The 15,679-nt window shown below is 40.4% G+C and carries 12 protein-coding genes; 11 read left to right on the top strand and 1 reads right to left on the bottom strand.

Going from position 1 to position 15,679, the window contains the following annotated elements; all coding sequences use genetic code 11:
* The first annotated feature begins 24 nt into the window (after positions 1-24).
* From clpX to yihA, 4 genes are all read left to right on the top strand, one after another.
* Complete coding sequence (gene clpX, locus NST21_RS20410; RefSeq protein WP_053347182.1) at positions 25-1,293, top strand: ATP-dependent protease ATP-binding subunit ClpX; 1,269 nt, start codon at positions 25-27, stop codon at positions 1,291-1,293.
* A gap of 194 nt (positions 1,294-1,487) precedes the next feature.
* Positions 1,488-3,158, top strand: coding sequence for an ATP-dependent protease LonB (gene lonB, locus NST21_RS20405; protein ID WP_053347181.1), 1,671 nt, complete (start codon positions 1,488-1,490; stop codon positions 3,156-3,158).
* Positions 3,159-3,411: 253 nt separating this feature from the next.
* Positions 3,412-5,733: an endopeptidase La gene (gene lon / locus NST21_RS20400; RefSeq protein WP_057218408.1), complete on the top strand. Its 2,322-nt coding sequence runs from the start codon at positions 3,412-3,414 to the stop codon at positions 5,731-5,733.
* Positions 5,730-6,311 (top strand): ribosome biogenesis GTP-binding protein YihA/YsxC, encoded by a 582-nt coding sequence (gene yihA, locus NST21_RS20395; protein ID WP_053347179.1) that lies wholly within the window; start codon positions 5,730-5,732, stop codon positions 6,309-6,311. The genes lon and yihA overlap by 4 nt, the downstream gene beginning before the upstream one ends.
* Before the next feature lie 71 nt (positions 6,312-6,382).
* On the opposite strand, the gene NST21_RS20390 is transcribed toward yihA, so the two are convergent.
* Positions 6,383-6,865, bottom strand: a complete 483-nt coding sequence (locus tag NST21_RS20390) for a LiaF transmembrane domain-containing protein (protein WP_201223473.1) — start codon at positions 6,863-6,865, stop codon at positions 6,383-6,385.
* 255 nt (positions 6,866-7,120) lie between these two features.
* Here NST21_RS20390 and hemA point away from each other — a divergent pair, with 255 nt between their 5' ends.
* From hemA to NST21_RS20355, 7 genes are all read left to right on the top strand, one after another.
* Positions 7,121-8,470, top strand: coding sequence for a glutamyl-tRNA reductase (gene hemA, locus NST21_RS20385; protein ID WP_201186056.1), 1,350 nt, complete (start codon positions 7,121-7,123; stop codon positions 8,468-8,470).
* 10 nt (positions 8,471-8,480) lie between these two features.
* A complete protein-coding gene (locus NST21_RS20380) occupies positions 8,481-9,311 on the top strand; it encodes a cytochrome C assembly family protein (protein ID WP_053347176.1) in 831 nt (276 codons plus the stop codon).
* A gap of 9 nt (positions 9,312-9,320) precedes the next feature.
* The gene (gene hemC / locus NST21_RS20375; protein ID WP_053347175.1) at positions 9,321-10,253 is read left to right on the top strand and encodes a hydroxymethylbilane synthase; all 933 of its coding nucleotides are present in this window, start codon (positions 9,321-9,323) and stop codon (positions 10,251-10,253) included.
* Positions 10,253-11,050 (top strand): uroporphyrinogen-III synthase, encoded by a 798-nt coding sequence (locus NST21_RS20370; protein ID WP_340890933.1) that lies wholly within the window; start codon positions 10,253-10,255, stop codon positions 11,048-11,050. The genes hemC and NST21_RS20370 overlap by 1 nt, the downstream gene beginning before the upstream one ends.
* On the top strand, positions 11,047-12,042 hold the full coding sequence (gene hemB, locus NST21_RS20365; protein ID WP_201186054.1) for a porphobilinogen synthase: 996 nt from the start codon (positions 11,047-11,049) through the stop codon (positions 12,040-12,042). The genes NST21_RS20370 and hemB overlap by 4 nt, the downstream gene beginning before the upstream one ends.
* 34 nt (positions 12,043-12,076) lie before the next feature.
* On the top strand, positions 12,077-13,366 hold the full coding sequence (gene hemL, locus NST21_RS20360) for a glutamate-1-semialdehyde 2,1-aminomutase (protein ID WP_340890931.1): 1,290 nt from the start codon (positions 12,077-12,079) through the stop codon (positions 13,364-13,366).
* Positions 13,367-14,250: 884 nt separating this feature from the next.
* Positions 14,251-15,675: a LysM peptidoglycan-binding domain-containing protein gene (locus tag NST21_RS20355; protein ID WP_340890930.1), complete on the top strand. Its 1,425-nt coding sequence runs from the start codon at positions 14,251-14,253 to the stop codon at positions 15,673-15,675.
* The last annotated feature ends 4 nt before the right edge of the window (positions 15,676-15,679 follow it).

The raw sequence follows: 15,679 nt of genomic DNA, 5'->3' as shown, positions 1-15,679 counted from the left end.
GAGTATTTAAAGGGGTGAATGTTTATGTTTAAATTTAATGATGAAAAAGGACAGTTAAAATGTTCTTTTTGCGGTAAAACACAAGAACAAGTCCGTAAACTGGTTGCTGGTCCAGGTGTATATATTTGTGACGAGTGTATCGAGCTTTGTACGGAAATCGTTGAAGAAGAGCTTGGTACTGATGAAGAAGTTGAATTCAGGGATGTACCTAAGCCAATGGAAATTCGTGAAATTCTTGACGAATATGTGATTGGACAAGAACAGGCGAAGAAATCTTTAGCTGTTGCTGTTTACAATCATTACAAACGTATCAATTCCAATAGCAAAGTCGACGATGTAGAGCTTTCTAAAAGTAACATCGCTTTAATCGGACCGACGGGAAGCGGGAAAACGCTTCTTGCGCAAACATTAGCACGTCTTCTGAATGTTCCTTTTGCTATTGCTGATGCAACTTCATTAACGGAAGCTGGATATGTAGGGGAAGATGTGGAAAACATCCTTCTTAAATTGATCCAAGCTGCTGATTATGATGTGGAAAAAGCGGAAAAAGGCATCATTTATATCGATGAAATTGATAAAGTTGCCCGTAAATCTGAAAACCCTTCTATTACACGAGATGTGTCTGGTGAAGGTGTGCAACAAGCGTTGCTAAAAATTCTTGAAGGAACGGTTGCTAGCGTACCGCCACAAGGGGGACGTAAACATCCTCATCAAGAGTTCATTCAAATCGACACTACCAATATTTTATTCATCTGCGGCGGTGCCTTTGATGGCATCGAACCAATCATCAAACGCCGTCTTGGTCAAAAAGTTATCGGTTTTGGCTCTGATGTGAAAAAGGATGATGTTGCAGAAAAAGAATTGCTTTCTAAAGTTCTTCCTGAAGACTTACTTCGTTTCGGATTGATTCCGGAATTCATCGGCCGTCTTCCAGTAATTGCTACTCTTGAGCAATTAGACGAAGCTGCATTGATTGAAATCCTGACAAAACCGAAAAATGCTCTTGTAAAACAATACCAAAAATTACTTGAGCTGGACGATGTTGAATTGGAATTCGAACCGGAAGCGCTAAGTGAAATTGCTAAAAAGGCAATAGAACGTAAAACAGGTGCACGTGGTCTGCGTTCTATTATTGAAGGCATCATTCTTGAAGTGATGTTTGATCTTCCTTCCCGTGACGATGTTGCAAAATGCGTAATCACAGGTAGCACGATTTCGAAAAATGAATCTCCAAAGCTAGTCCTTAAAGACGGTACAACCATCAAAGGACAAGAAAAGAAAACATCTGCTTAACTTAATAAAAACGTAAAGACTGTCAGTTCATGCTGGCAGTCTTTTTTTTGCTTTTTAGGATGTCATGATGGAAATTTGCTGATGTTTACGATTAAAACTCCAAAATTTACAACCTGAATTTCTTGGATTATTTCGACCTGCCCTAGGAGATACTAACAGAAATGACAAACTAGGCGAGTGCAGGAGGGAATACGATGAATTGGACAGGAATAGCGTTGTTTATCCAGCTGTTTTTTGGGATTGTAATTGGATTGTATTTTTTGAATTTATTGAAAGGTCAGCGGACGCAAAAGGTTTCTATTGACCGTGATTCACGAAAAGAAATGGATCAATTACGAAAGATGAGGTCGATTTCGTTAACAGAGCCATTGGCCGAAAAGGTTAGGCCATGTACGTTTAACGAAATTGTCGGACAGGAAGATGGCATTAAATCCTTAAAGGCGGCCTTATGTGGGCCGAATCCTCAGCATGTGATTATTTACGGTCCCCCAGGGGTAGGGAAAACAGCAGCTGCTAGGCTTGTATTAGAAGAGGCGAAAAAAAATGGGAAATCTCCTTTTAAAAATTCGGCTGTGTTTGTTGAATTGGATGCGACTACAGCTAGATTCGATGAGCGGGGAATTGCCGACCCATTAATTGGGTCTGTGCATGATCCAATTTATCAGGGAGCTGGAGCAATGGGCCAGGCTGGTATTCCACAGCCAAAGCAGGGTGCTGTTAGCAATGCTCATGGAGGCGTATTGTTTATAGATGAAATAGGAGAGCTTCATCCAATACAGATGAATAAGCTGTTAAAGGTGTTGGAAGATCGTAAGGTTTTTCTCGAAAGTGCCTATTATCAAGAAGAAAATCAAAATATTCCTACTCACATTCATGATATTTTTAAAAATGGACTCCCGGCTGACTTTCGCTTGATTGGAGCCACAACCAGGACGCCAAATGAAATTGCACCTGCGATTCGCTCGAGATGTATTGAAGTGTTTTTCCGTGAACTTGACAGGGAAGAAATCATTACAGTTGCTAAAAATGCCTCCGATAAAGTAGGAATCACGATTAGTGAAAAAGGATTACAATCGATTTCGGATTATGCCCGAAATGGTAGAGAAGCTGTTAATATGATTCAGACTCTCGCGGGTATTTCGATTAATGAAAACCGATCATTTATTAGGGAAGAAGATATTGATTGGATGGCTCATAGCAGCCAACTGACACCGCGAATGGATCGGAAAATTGAATCTAATTCAAAAATTGGCCTCGTTAACGGTCTTGCCGTCTATGGGCCCAACAGCGGGGCATTGCTAGAAATTGAGGTAACGGTTATGGCGGCCTCCAATGAAACCGGTTCGATAAATATAACCGGTATTGTTGAAGAAGAAAGCATCGGCGGGGGGAATGGGAAATCAATTCGCCGCAAGAGCATGGCAAAAGGTTCAATTGAAAATGTAATCACGGTTTTACGTTCGATGGGAGTGCCGGCTGACCAATTTGATATCCATGTAAACTTTCCTGGTGGAAGTCCTGTAGATGGCCCTTCAGCGGGAATTGCAATGGCTACAGGTATTTACTCGGCAATCTATAAAATCCCTGTTGATCACACACTAGCGATGACTGGAGAAATCAGCATTCATGGCGGCGTTAAACCGATTGGAGGAGTCATTCCGAAAATCAAGGCTGCAAAACTGGCTGGAGCAAAGACAGTAATCATTCCAGCAGAAAACATGCAGCCATTGCTCCAAGAAATCAAGGATATTGAGATCATTCCCGTTTCGAATGTGAAAGAAGTATTTGACCGGGCACTGAAAAAAGAGTTGATGTCGGAACAAATTCTCACATCCTTGGACCTATCGAAAAAAGAAAGTGTATAAAAGAATTGCCCCGGTTTGATCAGACCGGGGCATTTTAAGGACCATAACAATTTCTAGAAATAAACCTAACAGAAAAATAATAGCTTGTTCATACGTGCTTTTTTATCTAATATTGGAGATAATAAAAGCAGTAGAAACGTGTTAAGGTAAACAAATAGACACTTCTATATAAATAGGATAGAATTGTTAAAAGGTTGAGAACATGGGTAAATAGTTTACAACGACGATACTAATTAGATGGAGGTGTCAGGAAATGACTGATAAAGAAATCATCGTCCCCCTCCTGCCGCTTAGAGGACTGCTTGTATATCCAACAATGGTACTTCATTTAGATGTAGGCCGAGATAAATCGGTACAAGCCCTTGAGAAAGCAATGGTGGAAGACCATCTTATATTTTTGACGACACAGCAAGATGTTTCGTTGGACGAACCAGGTGAAGAAGATTTATTTACAATGGGGACTTTAACAAAGGTAAAACAGATGTTGAAGCTTCCAAACGGTACAATCCGAGTGTTGGTGGAAGGATTAAACCGAGCAGAGGTCATCGAATTTTACGATTATGAGACACATTATGGTGCCAAGATTAAAATATATGAAGACAGCGATGAAAAAGATGCTGAACATCAAGCATTAATGCGTACTTTGCTGGATTATTTTGAACAATACATAAAGATGTCCAAGAAGATAACCGGTGAAACCTTTTCAGCTACTTCCGATATTGAAGAGCCGGGAAGACTAGCTGATATAATTGCTTCGCATTTGCCTTTGAAATTGAAGGAAAAGCAAGAAGTACTTGAGACTATTGATATGAAAAAACGTTTAAGCCGTGTTATTGAGATCATTAATAACGAGAAAGAAGTTCTTTTTCTTGAGAAAAAGATCGGTCAGCGTGTTAAACGTTCCATGGAGCGGACGCAAAAAGAATATTATTTGCGTGAACAGATGAAAGCGATTCAAAAGGAATTGGGAGATAAAGAAGGTAAAACAGGTGAAATTACCGTTCTTACTGAAAAGATAGAAGAAGCGGATATGCCGGAGCATATTAAAGAAACAGCATTAAAGGAATTGGACCGTTATGAAAAGGTTCCGTCAAGCTCAGCTGAAAGTTCCGTCATCCGCAACTATATTGATTGGTTAATCTCGCTCCCTTGGTCTAAAGCTTCGAAAGACGACTTGAATATTCATAAAGCTGAAAAAATTCTAAACCGTGACCATTATGGGTTGGAAAAGGTAAAAGAGCGGGTGCTTGAGTATTTAGCTGTTCAGCAATTGACCAATTCGTTGAAGGGACCAATCCTTTGCTTAGTGGGCCCTCCTGGGGTTGGGAAAACAAGCTTGGCTAAATCAATCGCTGCATCCCTGAACCGGAATTTCGTTCGGGTTTCCTTAGGTGGAGTGCGTGATGAATCAGAAATCCGTGGACACCGCCGTACCTATGTAGGGGCAATGCCAGGCCGGATCATCCAGGGTATGAAAAAAGCTGGAACGATTAATCCTGTCTTTTTACTGGATGAAGTGGATAAGATGTCAAATGACTTTAGGGGAGATCCATCTGCAGCGATGCTTGAAGTGCTCGATCCGGAGCAAAATCATAATTTCAGTGACCATTATATAGAGGAAACCTATAACCTTTCCAAAGTTATGTTCATTGCAACTGCGAATAGTTTGGGCACAATTCCGGGGCCGCTTCGTGATCGTATGGAAATCATTTCGATTGCGGGTTATACTGAAATAGAGAAACTTCATATTGCCAAGGATCATTTACTGCCTAGACAGTTAGAAAACCATGGTTTATTGAAGACCCAACTGCAAATTCGTGAGGAAGCCCTTACTAAAATCATCCGTTATTATACCCGGGAGGCTGGTGTCCGGAGTCTGGAACGACAGCTTGCAAGCATCTGTCGGAAGACTGCGAAAATCATCGTATCCGGAGATAAAAAACGGGTCGTCATTTCTGAAAAGAATGTCGAGGAGTTTTTAGGGAAAACAATGTTCCATTATGGACAAGCGGAAGTCGAGAACCAAGTCGGTGTCGCTAATGGGTTAGCTTACACGTCGGTAGGTGGCGATACGCTACAAATCGAGGTTTCTTTATCACCAGGTAAAGGCAAGCTTATTTTGACAGGAAAACTTGGCGATGTAATGAAAGAATCGGCTCAGGCTGCTTTTAGTTACGTCCGTTCGAAAACCGAGAAACTTCATATTGATACGAACTTCCATGAAAAATATGATATTCATATTCATGTTCCTGAAGGTGCTGTCCCTAAGGATGGTCCTTCTGCAGGCATCACGATTGCAACAGCGTTAATATCGGCCCTTACTAATAGGCCGATCAGAAAAGAGGTAGGCATGACAGGCGAAATTACATTACGCGGACGAGTTCTTCCAATCGGCGGCCTTAAAGAAAAATCTTTAGCGGCTCACCGGGCAGGACTTACGAAAATCATCATCCCGCAAAATAACGAAAAGGATATTGATGATATCCCGGAAAGTGTCCGTAAAGAATTAACATTTGTTCCAGTTTCACACGTTGATGAAGTCCTTGAGCATGCATTGGTAGGTGTGAACGAATGAAAGTAACAAGTTCAGATATTGTCATAAGTGCTGTAAAGCCTGAACAATATCCAAACACTCCAATCCCGGAGTTTGCCTTAGCGGGTCGTTCCAATGTAGGGAAATCGAGTTTTATTAACAAAATGATTAATCGAAAAAATTTGGCGCGTACTTCCTCTAAACCAGGTAAGACGCAGACGTTGAATTTTTACATCATAAATGAAGCACTTCATTTTGTGGATGTACCGGGTTATGGCTATGCAAAGGTTTCTAAAACTGAGCGTGATGCATGGGGGAGAATGATCGAAACGTATTTCACCTCCCGTGACCAGCTTCGTGCTGCGCTCTTAATCGTCGATTTGCGTCATCCACCGACTAAGGATGATATCGCAATGTACGAATTCCTAAAGCATTATGACCTGCCACGGATTGTTATCGCCACAAAAGCGGATAAAATTCCAAAAGGCAAATGGCAGAAGCACTTAAAAGTCACACGCCAAACGCTTAATATGGAAAGGGAAGATGAATTGCTTCTTTTCTCAGGAGAAACAGGCGAAGGAAAAGAACAGGCCTGGGGCGTTCTTAAGAAATATATGTAACAAAAAGAAAAGGGTATTCCGTATATGGAAATACCCTTTTCTGCATAAATTCGCCTTAATTTTTTAAAGCTTTATTTTTTTCGGATTAATATGTAAACCCCAATTCCCATCAACACAAACGGCCAAAACTTTTCAATGTTTGCCGTACTTGTTTCGAGGATGCCGAAAGAAGTAGAGATTTTATCATAAAATAAAATAAGGATTGAGATGATAAATAATATCATTCCATGTAACATTCCAGAATTTGTTTTGCGGGCCCGGAGAATAAATCCTAGAGATATGATTAAAATAAAGATACCTATATTATCCGGCCAAATATCTAGGTTCTCAACGATATGGAAATGAGCGCCGAACCCGAGTAAGATGACGCCGGGAAGGATTGAATCAAATTCATTACCGCTATAAGCCTGTATTAAGAAGGCGATACCAACGATACATAATAAGGTGGGCCAGCTAAAAAAGCCTGGAAAGATTTCTATTTGTGAATGTTCAAGAAAAAAGTAGAGTCCGAAACCGATTAAAACGATTCCAGGGAAAATACGTTGCGTTTTCATTTTGTCCTCCTATCCAATTCGATTACTTGAAGTTTTTGGGCATTTTTGATATGGTACTTTTGTACACAATGTCGAAGTATGTATATAAATTACAAACCACCGCTCTAATACCTTTTGTAGCTATTCAGGTGTTTTGGCAGTCTTTTTAATGGTAGCATACGTTTTCATAAACTGTTCATATTATTTGCGTGAATCAATTTTAGTACATGGTATAATAAATTTACATGAAAAATTTTGGGGGTGCAAAATAAAAGGATGCATATTCTAGCGGTTGGTATTAATTACAAAACTGCCCCTGTAGAAATTCGGGAAAAACTGTCGTTTAACGAAGCCGAACTTGCCGAGGCAATGAAAGCTCTTAAAAATAAAAAAAGCATCTTGGAAAATGTTATTATTTCAACATGTAATAGAACGGAAATATTTGCGGTCGGTGACCAACTTCATACAACCCGATATTATATCAAGGAATTTCTTTCAGAATGGTTTAACATCGATAAGGAAGAATTCTCTAAATATCTGTTTATCTATGAAGGCGATGGAGCAGTCGAGCATTTATTTTCAGTTACTTGCGGCTTGAATTCCATGATTCTTGGAGAAACACAGATTTTGGGACAGGTTCGCTCAAGCTATATGTTAGGACAGAAAGAAGATACGCTTGGTACGGTTTTTAACCATCTCTTCAAGCAATCCCTTACATTAGCAAAAAAGGCTCATTCAGAAACGGAAATTAATACGAATGCAGTTTCTGTTAGCTATGCGGCAGTCGAGCTTGCAAAAAAAATCTTCGGTGGACTAAACGGCAAGAATGTCTTGATTCTTGGTGCAGGAAAAATGGGAGAACTAGCTATTCAAAATCTGCACAGTAACGGTGCAGATAGTATTACGGTTATTAACCGTACGTATCAGAAAGCAGTCGACTTGGCTGAAAGATTTAATGGTAAAGCAAAACAGCTTCAAGAGTTGCAATGTGCCTTAGTGGAAGCGGATATTTTAATTACCTCCACTGGTTCAAAAAATCTTCTCGTAACAAAAGAAATGATGACGTTCGTGAACAAGCTTCGCAAAGGTCGTCCTATTTTCATGGTCGACATCGCGGTACCGCGTGACCTTGATCCAAAATTAGCTGAGCTTGAGAATGTCTTCTTGTATGACATTGATGATCTTGAGGGAATAGTGCAAGCAAATATTGAGGAGCGTAAAAAAGCAGCTGAGAAAATCGAATTAATGATTGAATCAGAAATTGTTGATTTTAATCAGTGGATTAATTTGCTTGGCGTAGTTCCTGTTATTTCCTCTTTACGGGAAAAATCACTGTCGATTCAAAAGGAAACGATGGAAAGCATTGAGAGAAAGCTTCCACACTTAAGCGAACGCGACAAAAAAGTTCTGAACAAGCATACGAAGAGCATCATCAACCAAATGCTGAAAGATCCGATTTTATATGCCAAAGAACTTGCAGATGAGCCGAATGCAAAAGAGCAATTAAATAATTTCGTGAAGATCTTTCATTTAGAGGAATTGATTGAAGAACAATTGGTAGTGGATGATGAAAATGAACGGAACAGCGCCAAGACATCCCTATTAAATCCAGTTCCTGTCCAGTAATGAGGTAGATATGGAATTACTAATGACAAGATTACATGAAGCCACTGTATTGTTGTATGCCATCAGTATGCTTTTATATTTTATTGACTTCCTTAATAATAACCAGAAGGCGAATAAAGTTGCCTTCTGGTTGCTTTCTATTGTTTGGGTGCTGCAAACAATTTTTTTGTTTCTATATGTAATGAAAACGGGAAGGTTTCCGGTATTGACGATTTTTGAAGGCTTATATTTTTATGCATGGGTCCTCATTTCGTTATCACTAATTATTAATCGATTGCTTAGAGTCGATTTTACGGTCTTCTTTACAAATGTATTAGGCTTTATGGTTATGGCTATTCATACCTTTGCACCAGTTCAGATAGAATCAGAAGTGCTCGCACAGCAGCTCGTTTCAGAGCTTTTGCTCATACATATTACGTTTGCCATTCTATCTTATGGGGCTTTTACGCTTTCTTTCGTATTTTCCCTACTCTACTTAATTCAATATGATTTATTGAAACGAAAAAAATGGGGGAAACGGCTGCTTCGTCTCGGAGATTTAACAAAGCTTGAGCATATGTCATATGTCCTTGCAGTAATCGGAGTCCCATTATTAGTGGTCTCCCTTATCTTGGGTATTCAATGGGCCTATATAAAAGTACCTGGAGTATCCTGGCTGGATATGAAAATTATCGGCTCATTTATTTTGCTCATCGGTTACAGCGTGTTTTTATACTTGAAAATTCGGAAACAAATGTATGGAAGGACACTAGCCTTTCTGAATATTGGATCTTTCATGATTGTGTTAATTAACTTTTTCCTTTTTGGAAGCCTTTCAACATTCCACTTTTGGAATACATAGGAGGAAATTATGAGAAAAATTATTGTCGGTTCTAGACGTAGTAAATTAGCGATTACCCAAACGAACTGGGTTATTAATCAACTCAAAGAGCTTGGTGTTCCATACGAGTTCGAGGTGAAGGAAATTGTCACAAAAGGGGATCAAATCCTCGATGTAACGCTTTCTAAAGTAGGAGGCAAAGGCTTATTTGTAAAAGAAATCGAACAAGCTATGCTTGATAAAGAAATCGATATGGCTGTACATAGTATGAAAGATATGCCGGCGGTACTTCCAGAAGGCTTGACGATTGGCTGCATTCCACCGAGAGAAGACCACCGAGATGCCTTGATTTCAAAAAACCATGAAACTCTTTCTGAACTGAAGCCAGGTTCTATCATTGGGACAAGCAGTTTACGCCGTGGTGCTCAAATCCTAGCAAGAAGACCAGACCTTGAAATTAAGTGGATTCGCGGTAATATCGATACCCGCCTGAATAAGCTGAAAACTGAAGATTACGATGCTATTATTTTAGCTGCTGCCGGACTTTCAAGAATGGGATGGAAGCAGGACGTCGTAACAGAATTTTTAGATGAAGATATTTGTATACCAGCAGTTGGCCAAGGAGCACTTTCTATTGAATGCCGTGCTGACGATCAAGATTTACTGGCTGAGCTTGCGAAATTCACCTGTGAAAAAACGAAAAGAACAGTTGAAGCAGAACGTGCATTTTTAGATAAAATGGAAGGCGGCTGTCAGGTGCCGATTGCCGGCTTCGCGGTAGCAAAAGACAATGGAGATATTTCATTAACTGCATTGGTCGCTTCTCCGGATGGTAAATTGATTTATAAAGAAATGGTTGAAGGGTCCGACCCAGAAGCAGTTGGACATAATGCTGCTAAACTTATTAGTGAATTTGGCGGTAAAGAGTTAATCGATCGTGTAAAAGAGGAGCTTGATCAGTAATGAAGCCCTTTCAACCTCTAAAAGATTATCAGGTGTTAATCACCAGAGGGAAAAGACAGGCTGATGGATTAAAAGCTTCGGTTGAAAAAAATGGTGGAACTCCGCTTCTTGTTCCTTTGCTTGAGTTCACTCTTCCTGATCGTCGGGAAGAAGTGCAGCAGCGGTTAGAAGAATTAGATAGCTACGACTGGATTATTTTAACTAGTCAAAATGGGGTTGAATTCCTCTTTGCACTTCTCGGAAAAAAGCCTGTTAGGCTTCCAAAAATAGCTGTTATCGGTTCAAAAACAGAAGAAGCACTGAAGCGCCATGGATATGTGGCGGATTTTATTCCATCTCAGTTTGTTGCTGAAGGTTTTGTTTCGGAGTTCATTTCACTACTTCAACCAGGATCCCGTGTTTTGCTGGCAAAAGGAAATCTGGCGCGCGCGGTCATTGCGGATGAGATTAATAAAACTGGTACATCCTGTGATGAAGTGATTGTTTATCATACCGTACTTCCTGATGAGAGTGAAAGAAAACTTGTTCAACTGATAGTGAGTCGAAAAATTGATATCATAACCTTTACTAGCTCTTCAACGGTAGAGCACTTCTTACAGATTATAGACCGCAATAAATTGGGTACATACATAGAAAGCATTATCATTGCTTGCATCGGACCAATTGCTGCTAAAACGGCTTCTAAACATGGTTTAACTGTCGATGTGTGTCCAGATGTTTATACAACAGAAGCAATGGTTGAGGAATTAATACAATTCATTGTAAAAAAGAATAATAGGGGAGGAACTTTAAAATGAAAGACATTCCATTCAATCGCCACCGTCGCCTGCGTGCAAGTGCTGGCATGCGAGCTCTAGTCCGTGAAACACAATTGCATAAAGAGGATTTAATCTATCCGATTTTCGTCATTGACGGAGAAAACGTAAAAAATGAAATTAGCTCGATGCCCGGTATTTATCAGCTTTCTATGGATAATCTGGGAGCAGAAATGGATGAAGTCGTGAGTCTAGGCATTAAATCAGTCATTTTATTTGGTGTCCCTTTTGATCATGATAAAGACGAACATGGAACAGGTGCTTTTCATCATAACGGTCTTGTACAAGAGGCGACCCGTTTTATCAAAAAACAATACCCGGAAATCATCGTCATTGCTGATACATGTCTTTGTGAGTATACAAGCCATGGCCATTGTGGAGTCGTTGAGGGAGACAAGATTTTAAACGACGCTTCTCTTAACCTTCTTGCTAAAACGGCTATTAGCCAGGCCGAAGCGGGCGCTGATATCATTGCACCTTCTAACATGATGGACGGATTTGTTGCGGCCATTCGTGCAGGTTTGGATGAAGCGGGTTATGAAGATATCCCAATTATGTCCTATGCTGTAAAATACGCTTCAGCCTTTTACGGCCCATTCCGTGAAGCAGCGAATGGCGCGCCACAATTTGGTGACAGGAAGACGTACCAAATGGATCCTGCGAATCGTCTTGAAGCGTTCCGTGAAGCGGAATCAGATGTTGCTGAAGGTGCGGATTTCTTGATCGTGAAACCAGCCCTTTCTTATATGGACATCATCAGAGATGTAAAAAATAACTTTAATCTTCCTGTTGTTTCATACAATGTGAGCGGAGAATATTCCATGGTAAAGGCTGCGGCCAATAATGGCTGGATTGATGAAAAAGCAATTGTAATGGAAATGCTGACAGGCTTAAAACGTGCAGGATCGGACCTAATCATTACGTATTTTTCAAAAGAGGTAGCACGCTGGATTGACGAAGATAATAAAAGATAAAAAAATAACCTGTTAGAGAAAAGGGGACTGAATCATGCGGTCATATGAAAAATCGAAAAAAGCGTTTGCTGAAGCAAAAAATTTGATGCCGGGCGGCGTGAACAGCCCGGTCCGTGCCTTTAAATCTGTGGACATGGACCCCATTTTCATGGAGCGTGGCAAAGGCTCGAAAATGTATGATATCGATGGCAATGAATATATAGACTACGTTCTTTCCTGGGGACCGCTTATCCTGGGACACACGAATGATCGTGTCGTTGAATCACTGAAAAAGGTAGCGGAATCAGGTACAAGCTTCGGAACCTCTACCGTGGTTGAAAATGAATTGGCTAAGCTCGTCATTGAACGGGTTCCTTCGATTGAGATGATTCGTATGGTCTCTTCAGGAACAGAAGCGACTATGAGTGCTTTAAGATTAGCGCGAGGATATACTGGCCGTGATAAAATCCTGAAGTTTGAAGGTTCTTATCATGGACATGGTGATTCCTTATTAATTAAGGCCGGATCTGGCGTTGCAACGTTAGGTCTACCAGATAGCCCGGGTGTACCAGAAGGCATTGCAAAAAATACAATTACAGTGCCATATAATGATCTTGCAGCAACAAAATATGCGTTTGAGCAATTTGGCGAAGACATCGCCTGTATCATCGTGGAGCCTGTTGCGGGGAACATGGGTGTCGTGCCACCACAACCTGGTTTCTTGGAAGGCCTGCGCGACTTGACGACCCAATACGGGGCTCTATTGATTTTTGATGAAGTTATGACAGGTTTCCGAGTCGGTTATAATTGTGCACAAGGCTATTTTGGCATTGAGCCGGACCTGACTTGTCTTGGTAAAGTTATTGGCGGAGGTTTACCGGTCGGAGCTTTCGGAGGTAAACGTAAAATCATGGAACAAATTGCACCGAGTGGAACAATCTATCAAGCAGGAACATTATCCGGAAACCCGCTTGCCATGACTGCCGGACTTGAAACGCTGAGCCAATTGACTCCAGAGTCTTATGAAGAGTTTACCCGTAAAGGTGACATGCTCGAAAAAGGCATTGGAGAAGCTGCTAAAAAATATGGTGTTCCTTATACATTTAACCGTGCTGGTTCAATGATCGGACTTTTCTTTACGAATGAAGATGTAGTTAATTATGATACAGCAAAAACTTCTGATTTAGAGTTCTTTGCTTCCTACTATAGGGAAATGGCGAACCAAGGTATCTACTTGCCGCCTTCCCAGTTCGAAGGTTTATTCCTATCTACTGCACATAGTGATGAAGATATCGAAAAGACCATTGCAGCAACTGAACAGGCTTTTGCGAAATTAAAAAAATAGTCTAAAAAGGACTTCCTGAACTACCTAGCTAATTGAAACACTAATAAATCTCTTAAAACAGGCTACCATTATCCAAAAACTTTTGGAGAAAGGTAGCCTGTTTTTTTATTGAATTTCAATCAATAGGTAGGCCGAAAAAAGTTTGTAGGCCGAAAGTGGATGAAGGACGAATTAATGTGGTTGAAGGACGAATAAAAGTGGATGAAGGCCGAATTAAATGGTAGAAGGACGAAATAAATGGTTGAAGGCCGAATTAAAGTAGTTGAAGGCCGAAATAAATGGTTGAAGGCCGAATTAAAGTAGTTGAAGGCCGAATTAAATGGTTGAAGGACGAAATAAATGGTTGAAGGACGAATTAAATGGTTGAAGGACGAATAAAAGTGGTAGAAGGCCGAATAAATGGTTGAAGGCCGAAATAAATGGTTGAAGGCCGAATTAAATGGTTGAAGGCCGAAATAAATGGTTGAAGGCCGAAATAAATGGTTGAAGGACGAATTAAATGGTTGAAGGACGAATAAAAGTGGTTGAAGGCCGAAATAAATGGTTGAAGGCCGAATTAAATGGTTGAAGGCGAAATAAATGATTGAAGGAAGAATTAAATGGTTGAAGGAAGAAATAAATGGTTGAAGGCCGAATTAAAGTAGTTGAAGGCCGAATTAAATGGTAGAAGGCCGAATAAAAGTGGATGAAGGACGAATTAAATGGTAGAAGGCCGAAATAAATGGTTGAAGGCCGAATTAAATGGCGGAAAAGCCGAATAAAAGTGGTTGAAGGGCTTAAGGGCAAGATGGTTTCCGATGAAATTAAGGAATAATCAATAGCATTTCTTCATAGATTGTTATTGGTATAGGTACCGTTTACTGAAGCTGAAAGGAGGAGTTGTCTTGTCGCAAGAAAATGAATCGTATTTACGATTTTCTTTAGAGGAATCCGTTTGGTTCCAGAAGGGACAGGAAGTGGCTGAGCTATATTCCATTTCCCTCGATCCAAATGTGACGATTCAAGAAAGTGATCAATATGTTTTTATACGAGGCTCGTTAGATTTATGCGGTGAATACAAGGACTCGCAAAATGGTGAACAAGAGGAGTTTTCACAGACCTTTTTGCCAAGATCCGTTCAAAAGGTTGAGAGGAATCTCGATGGACTTAATGAGTTCACACACCGTTTTCCGGTTGATATAACGATTCCGAATAATCGGATTGCCTCATTAGATGAAATTGATGTCTCGATTCAAAGTTTTGATTATGCTCTACCTGAGCATAACTGTTTAAAATTGCAGGCGGATTTGTTGATAACCGGAATCTATAATGATTCATATGTGGAAGAACGTACCGATACGGAACTGGAGGTCGTGGAAACAGAAACCGAGGAACAAGAAGAAACAGACGAAGAAAATGAGTCGTACATTCCATATGCGGCTGGGGTCCCGCCAATCCCAGATTTTCAACCGGTGTTTCGTGATGAGCAGGAAGAAGAGTTATACACGCCATTTTCTGCCGAGGCAAAACGAGTGTCTGAAACTGAGGAAGAAGATGATGAGGAGCCTATCTATTTAAGTGAACAGCATAATGCTCCAGTTTTTGAAATTCCTGTTTCACCGTATCCAGAAGAGGAGCAGTGGGAAGAAGTAAACAGGGAAGAAGCCGAAGAGGAAGAAGAAGAAGAAGTGATTTACCTAATTGATCGCCATAGTCATCCAGTTGATAAGATTCCGGAGTCACCCATTCAAGATGAGAATCTAGAGGCAGAAGTTAGCAGACTGGTAAAAGCCGTAGAGAACTCGGAGATTAAGAAAGAAGAAGAATCGGTTTATGTAAGTAATCAACAAAGTGTCCCAGTTAGTAAGAATCCTGTATCGCCATTTGGATCCGAGGAAGTCGACCGGCAGGAAAAAGCTGTTAATGAAGCAGGACCTATCCTCAATGAGCATGTGAAAGTAGCAAACGAAGAGGAACACCAATCGTCTATAAGGGATTTGTTTAAAAGAAAAGAAAATCCAGAGCAACCAGCCAAAGAAGTTAAAAATTATAAAGGCAGAAAACAAGCCTCGGAACGTGATGATAAAGAGACGACAGAGCACGCGAATAAGCATTTATCCATTATGGATTTATTCGGACGAAAACAAGAGGAAGAACTGGTCAGGATGAAGGTTTGCATTGTTCAGCAAGGGGAAACGTTGGATGATTTGGCACAGCGCTATGATGTAACTGTTCAATCTATACTCTTCAGCAATGAATTGGAGTCGAATCAGAACGTTCATGAAGGGCAAGTCATTTATATACCGAAGGCGATTGCTTATAAAAATTAAGTAC

The organism is Peribacillus sp. FSL K6-1552 (genome assembly GCF_038005205.1).
In the GTDB taxonomy this organism is placed as follows: Bacteria; Bacillota; Bacilli; order Bacillales; family DSM-1321; genus Peribacillus; species Peribacillus butanolivorans.
This window is presented reverse-complemented; position numbering and strand designations above follow the sequence as displayed.

Coding starts and splice junctions, on each gene's coding strand:
- hemC (WP_053347175.1), top strand. CDS start 9,321: ATGAGAAAAATTATTGTCGGTTCTAGACGTAGTAAATTAGCGATTACC.
- yihA (WP_053347179.1), top strand. CDS start 5,730: ATGAAAGTAACAAGTTCAGATATTGTCATAAGTGCTGTAAAGCCTGAA.
- NST21_RS20390 (WP_201223473.1), bottom strand. CDS start 6,865: ATGAAAACGCAACGTATTTTCCCTGGAATCGTTTTAATCGGTTTCGGA.
- NST21_RS20380 (WP_053347176.1), top strand. CDS start 8,481: ATGGAATTACTAATGACAAGATTACATGAAGCCACTGTATTGTTGTAT.
- hemB (WP_201186054.1), top strand. CDS start 11,047: ATGAAAGACATTCCATTCAATCGCCACCGTCGCCTGCGTGCAAGTGCT.
- hemA (WP_201186056.1), top strand. CDS start 7,121: ATGCATATTCTAGCGGTTGGTATTAATTACAAAACTGCCCCTGTAGAA.
- hemL (WP_340890931.1), top strand. CDS start 12,077: ATGCGGTCATATGAAAAATCGAAAAAAGCGTTTGCTGAAGCAAAAAAT.
- lonB (WP_053347181.1), top strand. CDS start 1,488: ATGAATTGGACAGGAATAGCGTTGTTTATCCAGCTGTTTTTTGGGATT.
- lon (WP_057218408.1), top strand. CDS start 3,412: ATGACTGATAAAGAAATCATCGTCCCCCTCCTGCCGCTTAGAGGACTG.
- clpX (WP_053347182.1), top strand. CDS start 25: ATGTTTAAATTTAATGATGAAAAAGGACAGTTAAAATGTTCTTTTTGC.
- NST21_RS20370 (WP_340890933.1), top strand. CDS start 10,253: ATGAAGCCCTTTCAACCTCTAAAAGATTATCAGGTGTTAATCACCAGA.